14 protein-coding genes and 1 pseudogene are annotated in these 18,787 nt (G+C 69.6%); 7 read left to right on the forward strand and 8 right to left on the reverse strand.

Annotated elements, in window-relative coordinates; all coding sequences use genetic code 11:
- Window positions 1-41 precede the first annotated feature (41 nt).
- Complete coding sequence (locus EBN03_RS21370) at window positions 42-1,958, forward strand: type IV secretory system conjugative DNA transfer family protein (RefSeq protein WP_122189857.1); 1,917 nt, start codon at window positions 42-44, stop codon at window positions 1,956-1,958.
- On the forward strand, window positions 1,955-2,710 hold the full coding sequence (locus EBN03_RS35160) for a DUF4913 domain-containing protein (RefSeq protein WP_233608515.1): 756 nt from the start codon (window positions 1,955-1,957) through the stop codon (window positions 2,708-2,710). The genes EBN03_RS21370 and EBN03_RS35160 overlap by 4 nt, the downstream gene beginning before the upstream one ends.
- Before the next feature lie 71 nt (window positions 2,711-2,781).
- On the opposite strand, the gene EBN03_RS21380 is transcribed toward EBN03_RS35160, so the two are convergent.
- The 3 genes from EBN03_RS21380 to EBN03_RS21390 all read right to left on the reverse strand — a co-directional run bounded on the left by EBN03_RS21380 (window position 2,782) and on the right by EBN03_RS21390 (window position 6,389).
- Entirely contained in the window at window positions 2,782-3,303 is a 522-nt protein-coding gene (locus EBN03_RS21380) for a hypothetical protein (RefSeq protein ID WP_122189858.1), read from the reverse strand.
- A gap of 241 nt (window positions 3,304-3,544) precedes the next feature.
- Window positions 3,545-5,395 carry a peptidylprolyl isomerase gene (locus tag EBN03_RS21385; protein WP_122189859.1) on the reverse strand — a complete coding sequence of 617 codons (1,851 nt, stop codon included), beginning with the start codon at window positions 5,393-5,395 and terminating at the stop codon, window positions 3,545-3,547.
- Between the two features lie 118 nt (window positions 5,396-5,513).
- Complete coding sequence (locus tag EBN03_RS21390) at window positions 5,514-6,389, reverse strand: peptidylprolyl isomerase (RefSeq protein ID WP_122189860.1); 876 nt, start codon at window positions 6,387-6,389, stop codon at window positions 5,514-5,516.
- Between the two features lie 160 nt (window positions 6,390-6,549).
- Here EBN03_RS21390 and hisS point away from each other — a divergent pair, with 160 nt between their 5' ends.
- Both hisS and EBN03_RS21400 read left to right on the forward strand, forming a co-directional pair.
- Complete coding sequence (gene hisS, locus EBN03_RS21395) at window positions 6,550-7,818, forward strand: histidine--tRNA ligase (protein WP_122189940.1); 1,269 nt, start codon at window positions 6,550-6,552, stop codon at window positions 7,816-7,818.
- A gap of 155 nt (window positions 7,819-7,973) precedes the next feature.
- Window positions 7,974-8,594: a hypothetical protein gene (locus tag EBN03_RS21400; RefSeq protein ID WP_233608516.1), complete on the forward strand. Its 621-nt coding sequence runs from the start codon at window positions 7,974-7,976 to the stop codon at window positions 8,592-8,594.
- A 36-nt stretch (window positions 8,595-8,630) separates the two neighbouring features.
- Here EBN03_RS21400 and EBN03_RS21405 read toward each other — a convergent pair whose 3' ends face one another.
- The 4 genes from EBN03_RS21405 to ypfJ form a co-directional block, all read right to left on the reverse strand.
- Window positions 8,631-9,503, reverse strand: coding sequence for a TIGR03619 family F420-dependent LLM class oxidoreductase (locus tag EBN03_RS21405; RefSeq protein ID WP_122189862.1), 873 nt, complete (start codon window positions 9,501-9,503; stop codon window positions 8,631-8,633).
- 173 nt (window positions 9,504-9,676) lie between these two features.
- Complete coding sequence (locus tag EBN03_RS21410) at window positions 9,677-11,398, reverse strand: hypothetical protein (RefSeq protein ID WP_122189863.1); 1,722 nt, start codon at window positions 11,396-11,398, stop codon at window positions 9,677-9,679.
- A gap of 1 nt (window position 11,399) precedes the next feature.
- On the reverse strand, window positions 11,400-11,723 hold the full coding sequence (locus EBN03_RS21415) for a type VII secretion target (protein ID WP_122189864.1): 324 nt from the start codon (window positions 11,721-11,723) through the stop codon (window positions 11,400-11,402).
- Between the two features lie 222 nt (window positions 11,724-11,945).
- Window positions 11,946-12,872, reverse strand: a complete 927-nt coding sequence (gene ypfJ, locus EBN03_RS21420) for a KPN_02809 family neutral zinc metallopeptidase (protein WP_122189865.1) — start codon at window positions 12,870-12,872, stop codon at window positions 11,946-11,948.
- 156 nt (window positions 12,873-13,028) lie between these two features.
- On the opposite strand from ypfJ, the gene aspS reads away from it, so the two are divergent.
- Complete coding sequence (gene aspS / locus EBN03_RS21425; RefSeq protein WP_122189941.1) at window positions 13,029-14,819, forward strand: aspartate--tRNA ligase; 1,791 nt, start codon at window positions 13,029-13,031, stop codon at window positions 14,817-14,819.
- A gap of 69 nt (window positions 14,820-14,888) precedes the next feature.
- Here aspS and EBN03_RS21430 read toward each other — a convergent pair whose 3' ends face one another.
- Window positions 14,889-16,031, reverse strand: coding sequence for a hypothetical protein (locus EBN03_RS21430; RefSeq protein ID WP_122189866.1), 1,143 nt, complete (start codon window positions 16,029-16,031; stop codon window positions 14,889-14,891).
- A gap of 256 nt (window positions 16,032-16,287) precedes the next feature.
- Here EBN03_RS21430 and EBN03_RS21435 point away from each other — a divergent pair.
- Together EBN03_RS21435 and EBN03_RS21440 are read left to right on the forward strand one after the other, a co-directional pair.
- Window positions 16,288-17,458 (forward strand): annotated as a pseudogene (locus EBN03_RS21435) (phosphotransferase family protein).
- Between the two features lie 126 nt (window positions 17,459-17,584).
- A complete protein-coding gene (locus tag EBN03_RS21440) occupies window positions 17,585-18,676 on the forward strand; it encodes a methyltransferase (protein WP_122189867.1) in 1,092 nt (363 codons plus the stop codon).
- Window positions 18,677-18,787 lie beyond the last annotated feature (111 nt).

Genomic DNA, 18,787 nt, shown 5'->3' on the forward strand with positions numbered 1-18,787 from the left:
CGGCAAGCAGCGACGGACACGGTCAGCACAGGAGGCTCCCGATGGCGAAGAAGTTGAAGGACCCAGCCGAAGTCGGTCCCGACCGCACCCTGCAACTGATCTACTTCGGGGCCACGGTGATCGGAACCCTGTGGGTGGCCTTCCAGGTCGGTAACTGGCTCGCCGGCTCACCCAGCCCGTGGCCGATCTACAACCCGATCTCGATCGTGGCGGCCATGTTCCGCGACCAGCTGCACTGGCCGACCCAGTCCACGATCGTCGTGTTCCTGATCATCGCGTCCGGGGTGCTGTGGCTGATGGTGCGCAAGGAACGCGCCAAGCGCAAGCAGATCGGCCGGCTGGCCGTCGACGACAAGGCCGACTACATGGGCCAGGGCAGTGCGATCGGCGCCCTGTTCGAGAGCGGCGTGCGAGAGAAGGCCAAGCAGCTCGACGTGCGCACCGACCTCGGCCTGAGCCGCGGCCGCCCGGACCGGATCACCGGTCTGCCCGTCGTGCCCGGTGTGCCGCTGGGAGTCGGTGTGGCGGACGGGGTTCCGCTGTACGGGTCCATGGAGGACCTGCACATCGACATCTGGGGGCCGCGGCAGGGCAAGTCCAGTTCCCGGGTGATCCCGGCGATCCTGGCCGCCGACGGGCCGATCGTGGCCACCTCGAACAAGCGCGACGTCGTGGACGCGACCCGGGAAGTGCGCGAGCTCAAGGGATCTCCGGTGTTCGTATTCGACCCGCAGGGCGTCGCGGGAACGGAAACCCCGAGCTGGTACTGGAATCCGCTGCGCTGGGTCAACGCGCCGCGACCCGGCTGCGAGATGCGGGCCGCGCAGCTGGCCGGGCACTTCGCCGACGCCGACAACGGCGGTTCGGACAGCAAGGGCGACGCCTACTTCGACCAGGAGGCCGAGGACCTGCTGGCCAGCCTGTTCCTCGCCGCGTCCACCGCGGCGGCGCTGCACCCCGAACAGGCCGATCGGTGGACGGTCATGACCGTCTGGGAATGGGTCACCAACGTCCAGAACCCGGAACCGATCGAGATCCTGCGCCAGGGCTACCGCACCTGGGTGGACGCGCCCGGCCTCGAGGTCGCGGCCTCGGGCCTGTCGCAGCAGTACAACACCGACCCGCGCACGCGCAGCGGCATTTTCGGCACAGCCAAGCAGATGATCAACTGCCTCAAGATGTCCGACGTCATCCCGTGGGTGTCGCCGCGCAAGGGCGGCACCGAATTCAACGAACTGGCGTTCCTGCAGGCCAACGGCACGCTCTACAGTCTGTCGCTGGAGGGGCGCGGCTCGGCGGCCCCGCTGGTCAGCGCGCTCACCGCCGCGGTGATCGACACCGCCATGCGGGAGGCGGCACGCTCGCCACACGGCCGGCTCCCGGTGCCGCTGCTCGCGGTCCTGGACGAGGCCGCCAACGTGGTCCGCTGGAAGGATCTGCCCAAGCAGTACAGCCACTTCGGTTCGCGCGGCATCGTGGTGATGACGGTCCTCCAGTCGTGGGCGCAGGGCGCGCGCTGCTGGGGCGAGGACGGGATGGCCGCCCTCTGGTCGGCCGCCAACGTGAAGGTGATCGGCAGCGGGATCGACGACACCAGGTTCCTGACCGACCGGTCCGAGGCGATCGGCGACTACGAGTACATCGCGCAGTCGATGTCGGAATCCAGTGGTGGTAAGAGTTATTCGCGGTCGCTGAGTGCCTCGAAGACCTTCAACGTGAACGCGCTGGTGACCATGCCGCGCGGGCGGGTCGTAGTGTTCACCTCCGGTGCGCCGGCGGTACTGGTGCGGACCGTGCCCTGGTGGGAGGGCCCGTACGCGGAGGCGGTCGAGCACTCGATCGCGCGGCACGAGCCGGGCCACCACAACCTGGCCAGTGATGTGATCGAGGAACAGGCGCTGACCACGGTGACGCCGCCGGCGACTTACGGTCAGCCCGAGGAGGTTCAGCCGCTGTGAGCGAGCAGGATACGGGTCTGTTGTACTACCCGAACGTGATCGAGTTCGTCGACCAATATTTTCGCCACGTGCTCCAGCGGCAGGTGACCGACACCAACGAGGTCTCCTGGTGCCCGGAATGGTGGCGCCACTCCGAGGCGCTGGCCCGGTTCGACGCCATCTGGCGGGCCTGGGAGCACTACCGGTTGAACCCGAACACCGGGATGGCGAACTGGTTCGTCGACCATGTGGACTGGCACATGGACGTCCTGTTCGACCCGGCCGGGCCCTTCCGCTATTGCAGTGGACGTGGTGGTCACCGAAACATGTTGAGCCCCTTGCCGGTGGTCGAGCCGCCGGAAGGCCTGTTCGCCGTCGACGACATCGAGCCGTACGGGTCGGTGGCGGAATTCGTGGAGGAGTACATCTGCAAGGTGTACCGGCGTCAGGTGACGGACTCGGTGGACGTGGTGTGGTGCCCGGAGTGGTGGCGGCACGCCGAGGCCGGTGCGCGCATGCTGGGTCTGTGGGAGAGCTGGTATTTCAAGCGAAACCAGGGGGCCGTCGGGATCAGCGAATGGTTCATCGACCACGCCGATCCTCAGATGAGAATCCTGTTCAGCCCCAAGGGACCGTTCCGGTTCTGCTCGGTTCGCAACGGGCACAGCAATTATCTGACCGAGCATCCGCTGCCGATGCTGCGGCCGCCGGCCGAGTTCATGTCCGATCCGGGCGACGCCGAATTGGAAGGCGCGCAGGGTTTCGGCCGCTGACCGCGCGAGCGCACCCGCCCAGTGGAACACGAGCGGCCCGGGATCACCCGGGCCGCTCGTGGTTTCGTAGCTCAGCGCGTGCGGGACCGCTCCAGCGCCCGCGCGGCTGCTTCGCGCGTCTGGCGTTTCGCCAGGTCCTCGGCGACGGTGCGGGCCGCCTCTTGCGCCGGGGTGGCCTGGCCGACGTCGAGCAGCATGCGTACCGACACCAGATCCGGTGCCACTCCGGCGCGAGACAGGTGCTGCGCCAACGCTTCCCGGCGTTCCCGGGAGTCGTAGCGGACCGGTGGTTCGGCGGCGAGCGACTGCACCATCGAACGGTCCTTCTCCAGCGAGATGCCCTGCGTCGCCGCGGGCCGGGCCAGCAGGCGCGCCAGCTCCTGGTTGCGCGGGTCCTTCGCCTTCGATTCGGCGGCCTCGCGCAGCGCGCGCTCGCGGGTCTCCTTCATGCGGGTCTCGGTGACCTTGGCGCGCGCCTCGGCTTCCTTCTGACCCCGTTCGCGGGTGCGGAGGGCGACCAGGGTCGCCAGCTGCAGCATCTGTCTCATCACCGCAGCGGTTTCGCGCCCGATATCGTCGAGTTCTTCGGCCATTGCCTGCTCCCGATGCTGCAGTTGTGACTACGGATGAATGAAGTCGGGCCTCGCTCGCCGCACTCCGTACCCCGAGGTTACCAGCGGCAGCACAGGGCAGCCTTGGTTGTCACGGGACATAACCGAACATGTCGTACAAATCCGGCACGACTGGACGGCGGTCGAAACCCGCCGTCAACCTTGCCGGATCGCACGCCGGTGTGCCACTCGACAGGCCGCCGTAGGCCGAGATTCGGACCGGCTACTGCGCCCTTGCGGTCGCGATGACCACCGGGTTCGCCGGCGCGCCGTCCTGGCTCGCGTCGGCGGTTCCGGCGGCCGCGATCCTGTCCAGGGTCGCCAGGCCGGTGGGGTCGACGGTGCCGAAGACGGTGTAGTCGGGCGGCAGTTCGGAGTCGCCGATCACCAGGAAGAACTGGCTGCCGTTGGTGCCCTCGGTGGGCATGCCGGGCCGGTCGGAGTTGGCCATGGCGACGACGCCGCGCGAATAGGTCACGGGCTGACCGGCATTGGGGTTGTCGGGCGCGATCTGGTCACTCGGGTACTCGTTCGCGAACTCGTATCCCGGTGTGCCGGTTCCCTTTCCGGTCGGGTCGCCGCACTGCAGCACCTTCAGGGACGGGGCATCGGTCAGGCGGTGGCAGGGGGAGTTGTCGAAGTAGTTCTGCGCCACCAGGTTCAGGAAGCTGTCGACCGTACAGGGCGCCTCGGACCGATCGAGGGTCAGCGACATCGGGCCCTGGCCGGTGTCCAGAGCCACCTGTGCGGTACCGGCCGTGCTGATGCCGGCCGTGGCGGGCTGGGTGATGCCGGGTACCGCGGCCGGTGCGGCGTGATAGCTACAGTCGACCGTCGCCGGGCGCGGATTCGGGCTGGGCAGAAGCGGCTTCGCCGGTGCGGGCGCCGCGGTGGTCGAGGCGACCGGAGCTGCGGCCGCCGGGTGATCCTCGGTGGCGGGGCGGATTCCGGCGGCCGCGGCGGAGACCGCGACCACGGTGCCGACGGCCGCGGTGACCAAGGCGATCACCGCGATCTTCTCGCCGCGGCCCGGACCGGGCGGATGCGCGGAAACGCGCCGCTGCGCCGCGAGATCGCCCAGAGCGGCGAAATCGGTTGCGGCCGAGGGAAGTCCATCGGAATTCGGCTGGGTCAAGGAATCCTCCTGGGCTGAGAAGTCCGGCAGGGCAGCGGAAGCCGGCTGGGCAGACGAAGCCGGCTGGGCGTCCGGCCGGGCCGGAGCGAGCCCCGGTGCGGACGGCATTGCCGCGTCGAGCGCCTGCCGGGCCGCTGCCGCCAGCTGCCCGCACGTCGCGTATCGATCGGCCGGCTCCTTCGCCAGGGCGGTGGCGATCACCGTGTCGAGCGCGGCCGGCAGATCGGGGCGCAGCTCGCGCGGCGACGGCGGCGGGGCGTACCGATGCGCCGCGCCCACGGCCCCCGGGTCGTCACCCGACACCACGGGTACGCCGGTGAGCAGCTGGAAGAGCGTGCAGCCCAGGGAATAGACGTCGGCCCCGGCGCCGAGGACCGCGCCGGGAGTCCAGCGTTCCGGTGCGGTACAACCCAGGTCGGCCACCTGACCGGCGCCCGCGGGCTCGAGCCGGCGGGCGAGCCCGAATCCGGACAGCAACGCGCGTTCGCCGGACTCGTCGCGCTGCACCAGGATCGCCGCCGGGGTCACGTTCCCGTGCACGATGCCGCGCTCGTGCGCGTAGTCCAGGGCACCGGCCAGCTGCTCGACGATCCGGATCGCCCGGTCCGGTTCCATCCGCGCGGGCCGGTTACCGACCGCGGACACCGACGAGCCGGCCGGGATCGGGCGCAACGCCAGCCACAACACCGGATCCGCGGGCATGCAGCGGTCGAAAACCGGTGCGACGCAAGGATGATTGTTCACCCCCGAGTACCGCGCCGACTGCTCGACCGCGGCCCGGATCGCCGGCACCTCCGCCCAGGCCGCCGGCATCACCTCGATCGGGAGCTCGCCGGCCCCGCCCGGCCGCCGGGCCAGGAACATCGTGCCGGCGGAACCTGCCCCCAGCGGCTGGACGACGGTGTACCCGCCGAGCATCGATCCGGGCTGCACCTGCACAACGTCCTCCGCTTTCCCACTCGCCGGGCGAGCCTACCCGTCCGGCGGACCCGGCATCTCGGGACGGGCGGAAAGACTTCCGTGGCAAGGGCGCCGGCGAACGGCGCCCCCGCCCGGATCAGCCGACCTTGGCCGTGTTGATCGTGACCGCGTTCTTCGGCTGACCGTCCTGGCTGCCGTCCTGGGTACCCGCCTTGGCGATCTTGTCCAGGGTGGACAGGCCGCTCTCGTCGACGGTGCCGAAAATGGTGTAGTTCGGCGGCAGTTCGGAGTCGCCGAAGACCAGGAAGAACTGGCTGCCGTTGGTGCCCTCGGTGGGCATGCCGGGCCGGTCGGAGTTGGCCATGGCGACCACGCCACGCGAATACTTCACCGGCTGAGCCGAATTCGGGTCGTTGGGGTCGACCTGGTCGTTCGGGTACTCGTTCTTGAACCCGTAGCCCGGGGTGCCGGTGCCCTTGCCGGTCGGGTCGCCGCACTGCAGCACCTTCAGGCCGTCGGCGGTCGTGAGGCGGTGGCAGGGGGAGCCGTCGAAATACTTCTGCGACACCAGGCTCACGAAACTGTTGATCGTGCAGGGCGCCTCGGCGTTGTTCAGCGTCAGGCTGATCGGGCCCTGGTTGGTGTCCAGCGACACCTTGGTGTTGCCCGCCGCGGTGACGTTCGCGGTGTTCGGCTTGTTGATGCCCTGTTTGGCCGGGTTCGGCGCGTCGTGGTAGTCGCAGCCGACGGTCGCGGGCCGCGGCTTCGGGCTCGGCGGCGCCGGCGCGGTGATCGGGGCCGCGGTGGTGGTGGGCGCGGCGTCGGAGGACGAGTCGCTGTTGTCCTTGTTCAGGTACCAGATGCCGACGCCCGCGGCGGCGACCAGGACGACGCCCAGAGCGGATCCGGCGATGGCGAGGGCCTTACGCTTGCGGGCCCGCTGAGCCTGCCGTTCCAGTCGGCGCTCCAGCTTCCGTTTGGCCGCTGCTCGTCGCTGTTCGTTGGTCGGCACTACCAGATCCTCCGTTTCGGTTGGCTTCCGCTGCAAGAGTCTGCCATCTCGAGCTGAGACGTTCCTGTAGAAGGGTTACTGCCCGTCGGTACGGACGCGGCGGACACGACTGGGGAACTGGTTGGACGCGGCGCGCGGGCATTTGCCAGACTTGATCCTCGTGACCAAGACCAGCACCTTCACCGCCCCGAAGGGGTTCCCCGATTACCTGCCGCCCAACTCCGGGCAATTCGTGGCCGTGCGCGACGCGCTCGTCGGCGCCGCCCGTCTGGCCGGGTTCGGGCATGTGGAGCTGCCGATCCTGGAGGACACCGGACTGTTCGCGCGCGGCGTCGGCGAGTCGACCGACGTGGTCAGCAAGGAGATGTGGACCTTCGACGACCGCAACGGCCGCAGCGTCACCATGCGGCCGGAGGGCACCGCGGGTGTGATGCGGGCCGCTATCGAGCACAACCTGGACCGCGGCCAGCTGCCGGTCAAGCTCTGCTACGCGGGCCCGTTCTTCCGGTACGAGAACGTGCAGGCCGGGCGCTACCGGCAGCTGCAGCAGGTCGGCGTGGAGGCGATCGGGATCGACGATCCGGCGCTGGACGCCGAGGTGATCGCGGTCGCCGACGCGGGATTCAAGGCCGTCGGCCTGACCGGGTACCGGCTCGAGGTCACCTCGCTGGGCGACGACACCTGCCGGCCCGCGTATCGCGAACTGCTGCAGGAGTTCCTGGCGAAGCTGCCGCTCGACGAGGACACTCGCCGCCGCGCGCAGATCAACCCACTGCGGGTGCTCGACGACAAGCGGCCCGAGGTGCGGGAACTGACCGCCGATGCGCCGCTGATGGTCGACCACCTGTCCGAGTCCGCCAAGGCGCACTTCGATCAGGTGCTGGAATACCTTGACGCCCTGGGTGTTTCGTACGTGCTCAACCCGCGGATGGTGCGCGGGCTGGACTACTACACCAAGACCACCTTCGAATTCGTGCACGACGGGCTGGGCGCGCAGTCCGGCATCGGCGGCGGCGGTCGCTACGACGGCCTGATGGAACGGCTGGGCGGGCCCGCGTTGTCGGGGATCGGCTTCGGGATCGGCGTCGACCGCACGGTGCTCGCGCTTGCGGCCGAGGGCAAGAGCCTGCCGGATCCGGCGCAGGTCGACGTGTTCGGGGTCCCGCTGGGTGCCGCGGCCGGGCGGGAGCTGGTCGCGATGGCCGGGCGGCTGCGGGCGGCCGGGATCCGGGTATCGCAGTCCTACGGCGGCCGCGGTGTGAAGGGCGCGATGAAGGCCGCCGACCGGTCCGGTGCGCGGTTCGCGTTGGTGCTGGGCGATCGCGACCTGGCCGCCGGCGAGGTCGGGCTCAAGGACCTGAGCACCGGCGAGCAGCGACAGATCCCGCTGGGCGACGTGGTGGCCGAGGTGACCGCCGCGCTCGGCTGACCGGCCGGCGCAGCACGCGGGCGGCCACCGGAATCACCTTAGTGGCCGCGAACCACCGAATCATGGCTGCGGGCGCCCGAATTGCGCTGGGGGAGTAGCGTCGGAGGTATCCGGCGAGTGAATGCGATGGCGTGCGAGAAAAACCGATATCCGAAGTGGCGCAACCGATCGGCCTCGATCTGATCGCGCCCGAGCGGTTCGCGCCGGTGCTGGCGCGACTGGCCCTGCTGGCGCTCGGTCTGGGTGCGGGGACCGGACTGCTGCTGGCCGTGATCGTGGCCTGGCCCGTCGCGGTCGTCTCCGGCGTGGTGCTGGGTGCCCCCACCGCGCTCTACGCCCTCGCGGTGGCCCGGCGGCGGCTGTGGCTCACCGCCACCGTCCTGCACGCCCGCACCCTGTGGCGGCATCGGCGCCTCGACCTCGCTCAGGCGTCTGGTGCGGAGATGCTCGTGTATCCGGGCCGGCTCAGCCGGGTCGCGGTCCGGGTGACGGTCGGCGGCGACGCCCAGATCGTGCCGGTCGCGCTCTACACCGACGCCGGCAGCGGTCGCGAGATGCATCTGCTCGGATTGCGCCGGCTCGCCGACGCGCTCGCGGCCGCGCCGCTGCCCACCGCGCTCGCGGTGTCGGGAGTGCTCGTGGCCCAGATACAGGCCGAGATCGCCGACGCCGATCTGGAGCACCGGCCGCTGTACCGCGCGACCCGGTCGGTGCGGGCCCGCTACAGTGTCCAGCCGGTCGTCCTGGCCGCCGCCGAGATCGCGGCGCTGGGCTGACGCCGGGGCCGGCGCGTTCGCCGGCCCCGGGCGGAGTCACTTGCTGCGAGCGATGACCTTGTCCGCGTACCGCTGCAGGTGGGTGATCTTGTCGGCCAGCGGCTCGGTGTCCGGGCCCGCCACGTACGGGTAGCGGAAGCCCACGATCACGTCGGTGACCCCCTTGTCCTCGAGGCGCTTGATGCCGTCGGTGGTGTAGGCGTCGAGCGAGGCCACGTGGATCTGGAACGGGCCGGTCATGCCGTGCTCGGCGCGCAGCGCAGTGATCCGGTCCAGCATCTTGTCGAGTTCGACCGGGTCGCCGCCGGCGTGCATCCAGCCGTCGCTGAGCGTCACCGCGCGGCGCAGCGCGGGCTCGCTGTGGCCGCCGACCAGGATCGGTACCGGCTCGGTCGGGGCCGGGGTGAGCGAGATCGGGTCGAACTCGTAGAACTCGCCCTTGAATCCGAAGAACCCGCCCGCGCACAGCCCGCGCACGATCTGGATGCACTCGTCCATCCGCTTGCCGCGCTTCTCGAACGGCACGCCCATGATCTCGAAGTCCTCCGGCCACGGGCTGATCCCGACGCCCAGCGAGAACCGGTTGCCGCTGATCGCGGCCAGTGAGCTGGTCTGCTTGGCGACCAGGACCGGCGGCCGGATCGGCAGCTTGAGCACGAACGGCACGAAGTGCAGCTTGGTGGTGACCGCGGCGAGGGTGGCGGCCAGCACGAAGGTCTCGATGAAGGGCTTGTCGGCGAGGAACTCACGGTTGCCGTCGGCGGTGTACGGGTAGGTGGAGCTGGACTCCTCCGGGTAGGCGACGCTGTCCGGAATCGACATGCAGTCGAAGCCGGCTTCTTCGGCGGCCTTGGCCAGCGGCACGTAGTTGGCCGGGTCGGTCATCGCCTCGGCATAGGTGAAGCGCATCGGTTTCCTCTCGCAGCAAAAACTGAAACTGATTCTAGTTTCGTGGTCTGCGGGCCGATGCGCAACGAAACGGGCCGGATTGCGTCGCGCCGATCGCATTCGCCCCCGTCACGGCGCCGGCCCCGGACGCGATCCGTCCGGGGCCGGGTGGGCCGTACTGCCGCGCGCGGCGATCAGAACATGGTGGAGCCGGGGCTCTGGAACCCGTTCGGGTCGTAGCCGTCGATGATGTCCTCGGTGTTGGTGGCGCCGATGACGTCCGGGCTGGCCTCACCGAGCGCCCCGGCGAGATCGTCGGAACCGGTCGGGCTGAAGTAGGGCTGCACCTTGCTGGTGTGCTCGTCGTCGCCTTCGCCACGCTGGGCGGCCGCACCCGTGCCACCCATGAAACCGGGCGAACCCGGCGTGCTCGCGCTGCCTGTGGGACCGAACGGCATACCGGTGGCCGACGTCGGCAGGCCGGCCGTCAGACCCGGCACGGCCGATCCGGGGCCCGCGGAGATCGACGGACTGCCCGGCACACTCGGGAAACCGGGCGAGCCCGGCGAACCCGGACCGGTCGACAGGCTCGGGCTGCCCAGCGAGCCCAGGCTGCCGAGGTCGCTCGGCGAACCGGTGGTGCTCGTACCCGGGAAGCCGGCCGTGGTGGTCTGCGTACCCAGGGACGGGAAACCGTTCGTGGTCGACGTCGAATTGTTGCCGGTGCTGGTCGAATTGCCGCTGGTCAAGGACTGCGAGGCCTCGCTCAGCAGCGGCTCGGCGACGTTCTGCGCCAGCGACTCGGCCGTCTGCAGCGCCGCCGGCGCGTTCTGCGCGACCAGATCGTTCACCACGCCGGCCAACTGGCCGGTATAGGTGCCCAGCTCGCCGCGCGTCGCGTTGACCACGGCGACCGCCTGACTCAGCGAGTCGGTGGCGGCCGTGATCAGCGCGGCCTGCCCCGGCGGCGTCCAGGCCACCGGCGCCAGCGCCGTGGCCTGCGCGACGAACGCATTGGTCACCGCGGTGAGCTGGGTGTTGCCGTTCTGCACCACACCCGCGGCCTGCTGGGTGAGGCTGGAGATGTCGTTGCCGCGGTCGACGGTGGTCTGACTGTGCGACTGGGCCGACTGGCCGCTCGTCTGCGCGGCGTTCGCCGACTGGCCCGTCCAGCTGCTCTCGACGGCTTTGAGCGCCTGCTCGGCGATCGACATGACCTGCGAGATCACCGACGAGGACGAGTTGAGCGCACTGGTCGGGTTCGACGAACCCAGCGAGCTCAGCGAGCCCGTGCCGAAGCTCTGCAGCAGCGACGCGAACGGCTGGAACAGCTGCTCGATATTGGGAATCGACGGCAGATTCAGGCTGCTCAGCAGCTGCGAGATCGGATCGGTCGGCGTTCCCGTGGCCGCGGTGGCCGCCGCCGCGGTCGACTGGGTGTCGGTGGTGGGTGGCGTCGCGGGCGCGGCGGTCGAGGTCGCGGCCGGCGCCGACCCGGACAGCGTGGCGCGCGCGCCGTCGAGCGCGGTCTGCGCGTTGTGGATCGCGCCGTCGACCGTGCTGCCGACGTTGATCAGCGCGGACTGGGCGCCGTCGAGCACACCGTTGGCGCCGTCGACCAGCGGCGAGCCGGCGTAGCCCGCCGTGTGCATGGCGGCGCCGTCGTCGTGCCCCGGACCGCCGAACCCGGGCAGATGCGGCGCGGCACCCGAATTCGCGTTGTCCTCGAATTCCTTGCGGGCGATCGTGAACGCCGGCGGCTCGATCGGCGGCAGGTCGGCGGGCAACTGCGGCAGCGCGAGATCCATGATCGGGCCCGCCTGCGCGGACTGCGCGACGGGCTGAGCGACCGCGGCCGGCGCCGGCGCCGCCACGGCCGGTGCGCCGCCGATGATGCCGTCGGACAGAGTGCTCATCTCAGGCCTCCAGCTGCGCGGTCTGGGCGTTCACCGCGGCACCGAACTCGGTGTCGGTGCCCTGCAGCGCCGCGACCGTGTTGAACGTGGCCTGCGCCAGATCGCTGACCTTGCTGCCCAGGTTCTGGATGTCGGTGCCGTGCGCGGCCTCCGCCACCGCGTACAGCGCCAGATAGTCGGCCCCGATGAGCCCGAAGACCGGTGTCATGGCCGCCACGTTCTGGCCGGTGTTGAACTGGCCCGCCTGCTTGACGGCCGTCGCGACGTCCTCGTGCGTCACGGCGAACTTCTGCACTTCCGAGATATCCAGGTTCAGATCGACCATCGAACCGCACCCCCCATGTCGTCATGAAAACGGTCGGGACCCCGTCGGAGGGAACGTCTTTCGAGAAGCACCCCCGAGCTGCCGCATCGCGCCCGACCTCGGCGTCGCGACTGGGCTCAATATAGCCGACCGTTGCGACCGGATCGAGTGCTGTGTACCGGCCGCGCGGGCGCGCACGGTCGGTCAGCGGGGTGATCGAGGAAGGTTCGGCCGCAGGCGGATTCAGCCGACGGCAGGCGGATTGCTCACGTCCGGCACCGAGAAGGTGTCGCACATCTTGACGTTGCTGGTCTTGTACCCGACCATGAACCACTTCTGCCGCTCGTCCGACGACCCGTGCGTCCACGACTCCGGGTTCACCCGCCCGGTCGCGGCCTTCTGGATCCGGTCGTCACCGACCGCGGCGGCCGCGGACAGCGCATCCTGCAGCTGCGCCTGCGTGATCGGTTGCAGGAAAGGCTGATTGGAGCCCGGTGCCGCCTGCTTGTCGGCCCGCCCGGCCCAGATGCCCGCATAGCAGTCGGCCTGCAGCTCCATGCGCACCGAACCCGACTGCGGGCCCTTGGGATCGCGGCTCGCGCGGTTGCTGTCGCCCAGCAGGTTCTGCACGTGGTGCCCGAATTCGTGTGCGACGACGTACTCCTGGGCGAGCGGATTGTTGCTGCCGCCGAAGCGGTCCTTCAGTTCCTGGAAGAAACCGGTGTCGAAATAGGCCGTCCGGTCGGCCGGGCAGTAGAACGGGCCGACCGCGCTGGTGGCGGTGCCGCAGCCGCCGGTGGACACCGAACCGGTGAACAACCGCACCTTCGGCGGCACGTACTGGACGCCGGTCTGCTTGGGCAGTTCCACCGACCACACCGTGTTCACGCTGTTGGCGGTCGCCACCACCCGGCAGTTGACGTTACGGTTGGCGTCGGCGCCGGTCTTGCACATCGAGATGTCGGGCGCCGCGCCGCTCTGCGACGAGTTGTTCCCGCCGGTCAGGCCGCTGGTGATGTTGCCGGGATTCACACCGAACAACAACGCGATAACGAGGACGATCAGGCCGCCGCCACCACCGAGCATCATGCCGCCGGGACCCAGGCCCCCACCGCCACTGCTCGTACTGACACCATCGGTGTTCAGCTGCATACCGTCGTTGAACGTCATCGTTTTCCACCTTCTGTGGGGCGATGAATCACCAGGTCACGCGACAAACGTCGCAACCGTAGCAGGATATCGGTTTCCGCCGGGTCGTGGCGGCTCTCTAGGATGGGCTGGCACCAGGTCGACCTCCCGGTGCTCCCGCACGTCGAAAGGAATATCGTGCTGCGCACCCACTTGGCTGGTTCGTTGCGAAGCGAGCACGCCGGTCTGTCCGTCACCCTCACCGGTTGGGTGGCCCGCCGGCGAGACCACGGTGGCGTGATCTTCATCGATCTGCGCGATGCGTCGGGTGTGTCGCAGGTGGTGTTCCGCGAGGGCGAGCCGGCCGAACAGGCACACAAGCTGCGCGCCGAATACTGCGTGAAGGTCACCGGTGTGGTCGAGCAGCGTCCCGACGGCAGCGAGAACCCGAACCTGCCGACCGGCGCCATCGAGGTGAACGTCACCGAGCTCGAGGTGCTCAACGAGGCCGCGCCGCTGCCGTTCCAGCTCGACGACGAGCCCGGCGACGAGGTCCGCCTCAAGTACCGCTATCTGGACCTGCGCCGCGAGGGCCCGGCCCGCGCCATCCGGCTGCGCTCGCAGGCCTCCGCCGCCGCCCGCGAGGTCCTGGCCAAGCACGCGTTCATCGAGGTCGAGACCCCGACCATGACCCGGTCCACCCCGGAGGGCGCGCGCGACTTCCTGGTGCCCGCCCGCCTGCAGCCCGGCACCTTCTACGCGCTGCCGCAGAGCCCGCAGCTGTTCAAGCAGCTGCTCATGGTGTCGGGCATCGAGCGGTACTACCAGCTCGCCCGCTGCTACCGCGACGAGGACTTCCGCGCCGATCGTCAGCCCGAGTTCACCCAGCTCGACCTCGAGATGAGCTTCGTGACCCAGGAGGACGTGATCCTGCTGGCCGAGGACATCCTGGTCGCACTGTGGGATCTGATCGGCTACCGGATCCCCACCCCGATCCCGCACATGACCTACGCGGAAGCCATGCGCCGCTTCGGTTCCGACAAGCCCGACCTGCGGTTCGGCATCGAGATCACCGAGTGCACCGAGTTCTTCGCCGAGACCCCGTTCCGGGTGTTCCAGGCGCCCTACGTCGGCGCGGTCGTCATGCCCGGCGGTGCGAGCCAGCCCCGCCGCCAGCTCGACGCGTGGCAGGAATGGGCCAAGCAGCGCGGCGCCAAGGGCCTGGGCTACATCCTGGTGCAGGAGGACGGCACGCTCGGCGGCCCGGTCGCCAAGAACCTGTCCGACGCCGAGCGTGAGGGCCTGGCCAAGCACGTCGGTGCCGAGCCCGGCGACTGCATCTTCTTCGGCGCCGGCGAGGTCAAGTCCAGCCGGGCGCTGCTGGGCGCGGCGCGTGGCGAGATCGCGCGCAAGTGCGACCTGATCGACGAGAACGCCTGGGCGTTCGTCTGGATCGTGGACGCCCCCATGTTCGAGCCCACCGCCGACGCCACCGCCAGTGGCGATGTGGCACTGGGGTATTCGGCGTGGACCGCGGTGCACCACGCCTTCACTTCGCCGAAGCCGGAGTGCGCGGACACCTTCGACACCGACCCGGGTTCGGCGCTGGCCTACGCCTACGACATCGTCTGCAACGGCAACGAGATCGGCGGCGGCAGCATCCGTATCCACCGGCGTGACATCCAGGAGCGGGTGTTCCAGGTCATGGGCATCGGCGAGGCCGAGGCGCAGGAGAAGTTCGGATTCCTGTTGGACGCCTTCGCCTTCGGCGCGCCGCCGCACGGTGGTCTCGCGCTGGGCTGGGACCGCATCACGGCCCTGCTGGCCGGTGTGGACTCCATCCGGGAGGTGATCGCCTTCCCGAAGTCCGGTGGTGGTGTCGACCCGCTGACCGAGGCGCCCGCGCCGATCACCGCGCAGCAGCGCAAGGAAGCCGGCCTCGACGTCGTGCTCGACGAGAACGGCAAGCCGGTCAAGGCCGCCAAGTAGGACAGTGCGAAGGAGGCCGCCCGGATGAGTCACCCGGGCGGCCTCCTTCGTTCGGCGGGTATTACCTGATCAGACCACCCGGCCGCCGGTGAGCAGGCGGTAGGCGAAGGTGACGGCCATGATGGTCACCGGGCCGACCACCAGTAGGCCCAGACCGCACGGGATCATCGCGACGACGGTCATGGCCGCCACGCACAGCACCAGCACCGCCACGGTGCCGAGGTTCCCCAGCACCAGCCGAGCGCTGGACCTGATCGCGGTGAACGGATCCGCGTTGTGGTCGATCACGAAGTGCAGCGAGAACATGCACAGCACGCCGATCACGATCGCCGGCAGCACGAACAAGACGAAACCGACTACGGTGGCGACGAATACGATCAGTGCGGTGATCAGTACGTTGCCGGCGTCGGTGAATCCGAAGAAAGCCTGGAAGTCCGGCGGATTGCCGTCGGTTTCGAACAGCGCGCCGCGAATCATGGCCGCCTGCAGCAACCAGATCACGATCGACACCACCAGGAACAGCAGCAGTAGCGCCGGAACCGACGTCATATTCCCGACATTCACCACCAAAGCGACGGCGAGATATGCGACGAACCCGACCAATGTGATCGCGATCCACGAAAAGGGGTTGGCGCGGAAGCGATTCCAGCCGTAACCGAGTGCCTCGGGGACCGACACCACGCCGTCGGCGGCCGGGACGTACGCCGGCACGTAGCCACTCTGCGGCGGAAGGGGCATCTGCTCGGTGGCCGGGCCGGGCGGGGCGTAACTCTCCTGTGGCGGTGCGAAACTCGAGTACGGCGGGGCGGGGACGTCCCGCGGCGGGACCGGGTTGTCGCCCATCGGTGGGTAGCCCGGCGGGGGAACGGGCGGTACCGGCCCGGCCTGTGGTGGGCCGCTCGGCGCGAAAGTGCCCGGAGTGCCGGGATTTTGCGGTGCGCGCCCACTCGGCGGCGGAACCGCGGCACCGCCGTGCGGTGGCGTCAACGGTGGTGCGGGCTCGAGTGGTTCGGTGCCGTACTGCGGTGCGCCCCGACCGGCCAACAGCGGATATCCGGCGGCTCCGGCCATACCGTGCCTGCTCCCGCCGGTCGACGGCGGCGGGATGGGCGCGGGATCCGGGTTCTCGTGCTGCCCGGGCCGTGCCGCGAAACGCGCGTCGGTATCTTCGGTCGAAGGGCCGCCGGGCGCGGACGGAGGGGTGTCGGTCATCCTGAGGCCTTTCGAAATCACCTGGGTTTCGGTGTGGCGCAGAGCAGTTGACGTTGAGAAAACCGGACCGGCGCAACTGTGTCAAGCACGCCGGCCCGATGTCGGTCGCGCACCGTGGTGGCCGGTATCACTGTCACCCCAGGTGACCGAATTTCGCAGTGTCGGCAAAGACTTCAGACCGGACACGCCGGGCGACGCGCGAAAGGTTGCGGAACTGCTCGCTGAAAGTGACCAGGTGCGAGTACCTTGGGACGCGATGACCGCACTATTGGCCGAACGCGCCGCCGAAGTCGTGTCCGCGGCACAGCAGTTGCTCACAAAGCGAATGGGTGCTGCGGTGAAGCTGAGCGATCCCATCGAGCTCAGCGGAAGTGGACGAACCACGGTTCTCCGTGTGCGTGTCGCGGAAAACGCATTCTCGCTACCGCGGACCCTCATCATCAAACAGATGCGGGGTGCCGCCGCCGATCGCCGTCTCGGAGGCATGGCGCCCGGAGTCGCCAATATCGACTCCGCGTTCCTGCGCGAGGCGGTGTCCTATCAGTTCACCACCGCACTGGGCCGCGACCACAGACCCGGGGCCTACCTGCTGGGCTACAGCCTGCCCGAGCGGCTGCTGATTCTCAGCGACCTGGGCGAGAACACCTCGCTCACCTCCGTCCTGCAGTCCGGCGACGTCGCCGCGGGCCGCAACGCGCTGATGGCGTTCGCGCAGGCGCTGGGCCGCATGCACGCCGCCACGGTGGGGCCGCGAGGCCGACTTCGTCGCGCTGTTGCGCCGGGTCGACGTCGCCCACCGCACCGACGGGATCGCGCAACAGGCGCAGACCGCGATCGGTGAGGTGCCGGGGCTGCTGCGCCGCGAGGTCGGCATCGAGGTGCCGGGGGAGATCGCGGAACGGATCGTCGCCGGCAACAGACTCTTCACCGCCGGCCGGTGCCGGGCGTTCAGCCCGTCCGACCTGTGCCCGGACAATGTCATCCTCAACGGGGAGGGCGCGCGGTTCCTGGACTACGAGTGGGGCGGGTTCCGCGACGCCACGCTCGATATCGCGTACGCGTTGGTGTCCTTCCCGGGATGCCTGTGCGATATCGAGCTGTCTCGCGAGCGGGCCCGGCAGATGGTCGAGGCGTGGCGGTCCGAGGTGGTCGGTGTGTGGCCGGCCCTGGCAGACGACGCGGTGCTGGCCGAGCGGATCCTGGAGGCCCGGCTCATCTGGGTGTGGCTGACCACCTACTGGTTCCTGCCGGCCGACCACACCCGGATCGCGGCCGCGCGTGAGCACGGCCTGTCCATTCCGCGGTCCGCGGCCCTGATCAACCGCTGGGCCGCCCTGGCCGAGGACGCGCGGGTGATCGGTGACGACGCCCTCGGTGACTTCGCCGAAGACGTGGCGGCGACCTTCGAGGAGCACTGGGAAGAGTAATCCGCGCGGTCCGGTGTGCGGCTGTGTCGCGCGGGTGCCGTTCCTGGGACGCTGGTGCCACACTGGGTAGGCCGCGTCCCCGCGGTGGATCGGCCTCAGTCTCGTCTCCCCTCGAAGGAGCTCGTGATGGTCTCAGTTCGCCCCACTCTTCCGCCCCTACCGGTGCTGCACATGATGGGGCGACTTCGAGATTCCCTGGTCGTCGCACAGCGGCGCTCGGTGCCCGCGCCGGTGGCTCTGCTGGAGATCCTGCAGGGCGGCTTCCTGGCCCAAGTGTTGTGTACGGCCGCCGAGCTGGGTGTCGCCGATGTCCTCGCCGAGGGCCCGATGCCGATCGAGACGCTGGCGTCGCGGGTCGACGCCGATCCGGACGCGCTCGCCCGGCTCTTGCGGCCGCTGGTCGCCGAGGGCATCTTCGCCCACACCGGTGACGTCTACCGGATGACCGGCCTGGCCCAGCCGCTGCGGTCCGACGGCCCGGTATCCATGCGGTCGGCGGCCCGGTTCTTCGGCTCATCGAAGCACCGGGAGTGGTGGTCGCGGCTGGCCGAGTCGGTGCGGACCGGTTCGACGATGGCGGATCGGGTGCTCGGCATGCCGTTCTTCGACTTTCTCGCCCGCGACCGGCAGTTCGGCGAGCTGTTCGATTCGTCGATGACGAGCTTCTCCGAGCTGGCCCTCGAGCCGACGTTGACGGCCTACGACTTCAGCCCGTACCGGACCATCGTCGACGTGGCCGGTGGCCGGGGCCGGCTGCTCACCGCGATCCTGCAGCACACGCCCACCGCCGAGGGCATCCTGTTCGACCTGCCCGAAGTGGTCGAGCCGGTACCCGCCGTACTGGCCCGCGACGGGCTGGCCGACCGGTGCCGCGTCGAAGCCGGGTCCTTCTTCGACTCGGTGCCCGCCGGCGCCGACGCCTACATTCTCAAGCACATCGTCCACGACTGGCCGGACGCGGAGGTGGCACGCATCCTGGCCAACATCCGGTCCGCGATGAGCGATACCGCCCGGCTGCTGGTCATCGAGCTGGTGCTGCCCGACGACAACCGCCGCCACTTCGGCAATCTGCTCGACCTGGAGATGCTGCTGGGCACGGGCGGCCGGGAACGCACCGAGCAGGGCTATCGAGACCTGTTCCGCGCCAACGGATTGGAACTGGTGCGGCGCGTGGAGACCACCACGCCGGACAACATCCTGGAGGTACGCCGAATCTGAAGCCGGCCGCCCGAGCCGATCGCAGCCGCGTCCGGCTCGGACCGGGCCCGTCCGCACCGACATGTCGGGGGTGGTCGGTACCGTCGGGCACGTGGGAGAAGTAGGCGAGGG

It is taken from the genome of Nocardia stercoris (assembly GCF_003696265.1).
GTDB classification, from domain to species: domain Bacteria; phylum Actinomycetota; class Actinomycetes; order Mycobacteriales; family Mycobacteriaceae; genus Nocardia; species Nocardia stercoris.